This is a genomic window from Streptomyces sparsus, from assembly GCF_054776295.1.
The window spans coordinates 4,759-9,387 of sequence record NZ_BAAHCA010000105.1 but is presented as its reverse complement, the minus strand read 5'-3'; the positions used below and the strand labels follow the sequence as shown (position 1 = coordinate 9,387).

Genomic DNA, 4,629 nt, shown 5'->3' with positions numbered 1-4,629 from the left:
CCGGCGCCCAGCAGCAGTGCGGCGCCGCCGACCAGGTAGGGGGTGCGGGAGTCGCCGCCGGTCGCCGCGAGGTTCGGCCCGGCGGGCTCCTCCTTCTCCACTCGCACGGCCGGCTCCCGGTCGGTTTCCCCGGCCGGCTCCTCGGCGGGCTGCTCGGTGGGCACGGTCTGCGTCGTCACCTCCTTGGCCGCCTTCGGCGAGCGGCAGCCGACCTCGGCCAGCGTGACGCTGCCCTCGACCTCGGCGACGTTCAGGTCGAGCGGGTTGACGGACACCGTCAGCGCCAGTGCGGCAGCGGCGGCCGTGCGGCTGGTGGTCTCGGTCCGCGACAGTTGCAGGGTCACCTTGCCGACCTTGGGCACCTCCACCACGGTCGGGCCGCCCGCGGTGAGCTTGACCTTCTTGCCGAGCACGGTGACCGAGCCGAGCACGTTGGCCTCGGCGGTCGGCTCCCCGCCGGCCGGGCAGACCGCGTGGGAGGTCACCTTCTCGGCTTCCACCACCGACAGCAGCGGCAGGCCCGGCACGTGGACCCTGGCGCGGGCGAGCACCACCTCGGCCTCGGTCTGCCGCTCCCGCACGTCGGCCGTCGCGGTGGCGACGTCGGCGCGCAGCACGCTGAACGGCCTGCCCCGGTTGACCCCGTCGAGTTCGGCGGTGAGTGCGGACTTCTCCGCGCTGCCGCTGCCCGCTCCGGGCGCGGACACCTCGTTGAGCGTGACGGCGAGCGGGACGTCCACGGTCCTGTTGAGCAGTCCCACGTCCAGGCTGGTGCGGAGCACGGACGCCCGGGCCTCTCCTTCGTCGGCCTCGGTGGCCTGGGCGGGGACGGCGGCGACGCCCACCAGGGCGGCGGCTGCGGCGATGCTGAGAGCAGGACGGCGTACGGACGAATTCACGGTGAGAAACCCCCACGAACGGCATGGCGTCACCGGTACGGCCAATGGGGGACATCGCTCGTACCGGTGACTGAGACCACGCCATCGTTGACGCACCCGGCGCGCCACGGCAGCTACGTTCCGTGGGTTCACTCTTACGGGGGGTTTCCGTACGCGTACTCGAATCCGCTGTCGCTAGTGCACGACCTGCCCCCGCAGCACCACGTGGCGAGGGGCTGCCAGCACCCGGACGTCGGCTCGCGGGTCGGAGGGGTAGACGACCAGGTCCGCCGGCGCGCCCTCCTCGAGGCCCGGGCGCCCCAGCCACTCGCGGGCCCGCCAGGTGGTGGCGGAGAGCGCCTCGGCCGGCGGGATGCCGGCACGCACGAGCTCGGCCACCTCCTCGGCGACCAGGCCGTGCGGCAGCGAACCGCCCGCGTCGGTGCCCACGAAGACCGGGATGCCGGCGTCGTACGCGGAGCGCACCGTCTCGTAGCGCCGAGCGTGCAACCGGCGCATGTGGGCGGACCAGCGCGGGAACTTGCCCTCACCGCCGTCGGCCAGTGCGGGAAAGGTCGCGATGTTGACCAGGGTCGGCACGATGGCGACGCCGCGTTCGGCGAACAGCGGGATGGTGTCGTCGGTGAGGCCGGTGGCGTGCTCGACGCAGTCGATGCCGGCCTCCACCAGGTCGCGCAGCGAGTCCTCGGCGAAGCAGTGGGCGGTGACCCGCGCTCCCTCGGCGTGGGCGGCGGCGATGGCCGCCTCGACGGCTCCGCGCGGCCAGCAGGCGCTCAGGTCGCCGTGCTCGCGGTCGATCCAGTCGCCGACCAGTTTCACCCAGCCGTCGCCGCGCCGGGCCTCCCGGCGGACGTAGGCGGGCAGGTCGTCGGGCTCGATCTCGTGTGCGTAGTTCCGGATGTAGCGGCGGGTCCTGGCGATGTGCCGGCCGGCTCGGATGATCTTCGGCAGTTCGGCCTGCTCGTCCACCCAGCGGGTGTCGGCGGCCGACCCGGCGTCGCGGATCAGCAGCGTTCCGGCGTCGCGGTCCGTGAGCGCCTGCTGCCGCGTGGTCGCCTCGTCCACGGCGCCGTGCGCGTCGAGCCCCACATGGCAGTGCGCGTCCACCAGCCCCGGCAGCGTCCAGCCCTCCAGGACGGGGGCGCGGGCGGCCGCTTCCGCCGGGGGCCGCTCGAAGGTGAGGCGGCCGTCCACCGCCCACAGTTCGTCCCGGACCTCCTCGGGCCCCACCAGTACCCGGCCCCTGATGTGCAGCACCCTGCTCTTGCTCATGCCCGCACTGTACGAGGGGGCTCGGCGGCGGACGGGGCGAGGGCGGTGCGGAGGGACCGCTGACGGAAGGGGGGCGTCCGCCGTGCGCGCATTCCCGGGAGCGCCGCACCGGGGAAAAGAGAGACCCACTTCACATTCGCAGCCGGGTATGTTTATCACCGGTCGCGCACTTCTATGCTGAGTGCAGAATCCCCTATTCTTCTGCCCCGTTTTCGGCATCCTAAACACCCTGATTTATGAGGCACTCGGAAGCCTCGTAATACGGACAGGTTCGTGCAACGTTACGGACCTGTGACTGACTCCACAGGGGTGTCCGCTTTGCATAGGATTTTCGCTATATGGGGGCTGTTTTGAGCCGCACACAGGCCCGCACTCGGGTTCGCGCGATAACACATCGCGCGCTCTGGCGTAACCCCTCACCCCGATGCATTTTCAGATTCTGCTGGGTAAATTTAGTCCCATGACCCCCGCACAAGCAGACCATGCACGTGCCCATCGCAAATTCCTGGAAATGCCGGAGGGACTGAAGCTCGACACCCCACGACTGGAGGACGGCGCCGCAATGTGGCGGATCGCCCGCGACTCCGAGGTGCTCGATCTCAACTCCTCCTACAGCTACCTGCTCTGGTGCCGGGACTTCGCCGCCACCTCCGTGGTGGCACGCGACGGCAACGGCGAACCGGTCGGCTTCATCACCGGCTACCTCCGCCCCGAGCAGCCGCGGACCCTGCTCGTGTGGCAGGTCGCGGTGGATCACGCCCAGCGGGGCAGAGGACTCGCCGGAGCCATGCTGGACGGCCTGACCGCGCGGGTCGCGCTGCAGACGGGCGCCGACCGCATCGAGACCACCGTCACTCCCGACAACACCCCCTCCGACCGACTGTTCACCTCCTTCGGCGAACGGCACGCCGCCACGGTGGAGCGCGAGGTGCTGTTCGACGGCGAGGTGTTCCCGGAAAGCGGACACGAGCCGGAGGTGCTGTACCGGATCGGCCCGATAGCGCCCGACCAGGCGCCGGACCCCGCACAGCGCTGACCGACGCTCCTCGGCACCCACGAACTTCCCCACACTCGACTCTTCAGGAGTTCCCTGTGACCATCACGCAGCCCGACCTGAGCGTCTTCGAGACCCTCGAATCCGAAGTACGCGGCTACTGCCGCGGCTGGCCCACGATCTTCGACCGTGCCCAGGGCAGCCACATGCACGACGAGGACGGCCACACGTACCTCGACTTCTTCGCCGGCGCCGGCTCACTCAACTACGGGCACAACAACCCGGTGCTCAAACGCGCGCTCATCGACTACCTCGAGCGGGACGGCGTCACCCACGGTCTGGACATGTCCACCGTGGCCAAGCGCTCCTTCCTGGAGACCTTCCAGAACCTGGTACTGCGGCCCCGTGACCTGCCCTACAAGGTCATGTTCCCCGGCCCGACGGGCACCAACGCCGTCGAGGCGGCGCTGAAGCTCGCCCGCAAGGTCAAGGGCCGCGAGTCGATCGTGTCCTTCACCAACGCCTTCCACGGCATGTCACTCGGCTCGCTGGCCGTCACCGGCAACGCCTTCAAGCGCGCCGGCGCCGGCATCCCGCTGGTGCACGGCACCCCGATGCCCTTCGACGACTACCTCGGCGGCGTCACGGACGACTTCGTGTGGTTCGAGCGGCTGCTGGAGGACTCCGGTTCCGGCCTGAACAAGCCGGCCGCGGTCATCGTGGAGACCGTGCAGGGTGAGGGCGGCATCAACGTCGCCCGCGTGGAGTGGCTGCGCGCGCTGGCCGACCTGTGCGAGCGGCACGACATGCTGCTGATCGTCGACGACATCCAGATGGGCTGCGGACGCACCGGCGCCTTCTTCTCCTTCGAGGAGGCCGGCGTCACCCCGGACATCGTGACGGTGTCCAAGTCCATCAGCGGCTACGGCCTGCCGATGTCCCTCTGCCTGTTCAAGCCGGAGCTGGACATCTGGGAGCCGGGCGAGCACAACGGCACGTTCCGCGGCAACAACCCGGCCTTCGTCACCGCCACCGCGGCGCTGGAGACCTACTGGGCCGACAGCCAGATGGAGAAGCAGACCCTGGTGCGCGGCGAGCAGGTGGAGTCCCACCTGAAGGCCATCTGCGAGGAGCACCCGGAGGCAGTGGTCGAGTACCGCGGCCGCGGCCTCGTCTGGGGGCTGGAGCTGCATGACAAGCCGCATGCCGGGAAGGTGGCCAAGCGCGCCTTCGAACTGGGACTTCTCATCGAGACGTCCGGCCCGGAGAGCGAGGTCGTCAAACTCCTGCCGGCGCTGACCATCAGCCCGGAGGAGCTGGACGAGGGGCTCCGCATCCTCGCTCGGGCGGTTCGCGAAACCGTCTGACCTGGACAACCACGGCCCGCCCCTCCTTCCAGGGGGGCGGGCCGCGCCCTTTGACCCCGCCGCAGCGGACCCCGCTGCGGCGGTGGGGGGGGGTCCC

The 4,629-nt window shown here is 70.3% G+C and carries 4 protein-coding genes; 2 read left to right on the top strand and 2 right to left on the bottom strand.

What is annotated here, in order from left to right:
• Together ACYVE9_RS08580 and ACYVE9_RS08575 are read right to left on the bottom strand one after the other, a co-directional pair.
• Positions 1-899: SCO1860 family LAETG-anchored protein (locus tag ACYVE9_RS08580; RefSeq protein WP_461027144.1), on the bottom strand; the 899-nt coding region annotated here is incomplete at its 3' end.
• Between the two features lie 174 nt (positions 900-1,073).
• Complete coding sequence (locus ACYVE9_RS08575; RefSeq protein ID WP_461027143.1) at positions 1,074-2,171, bottom strand: amidohydrolase family protein; 1,098 nt, start codon at positions 2,169-2,171, stop codon at positions 1,074-1,076.
• A 511-nt stretch (positions 2,172-2,682) separates the two neighbouring features.
• Here ACYVE9_RS08575 and ectA point away from each other — a divergent pair.
• Both ectA and ectB read left to right on the top strand, forming a co-directional pair.
• Positions 2,683-3,207, top strand: coding sequence for a diaminobutyrate acetyltransferase (gene ectA / locus ACYVE9_RS08570; protein ID WP_461027142.1), 525 nt, complete (start codon positions 2,683-2,685; stop codon positions 3,205-3,207).
• Positions 3,208-3,263: 56 nt separating this feature from the next.
• The gene (gene ectB / locus ACYVE9_RS08565; RefSeq protein WP_461027141.1) at positions 3,264-4,532 is read left to right on the top strand and encodes a diaminobutyrate--2-oxoglutarate transaminase; all 1,269 of its coding nucleotides are present in this window, start codon (positions 3,264-3,266) and stop codon (positions 4,530-4,532) included.
• The last annotated feature ends 97 nt before the right edge of the window (positions 4,533-4,629 follow it).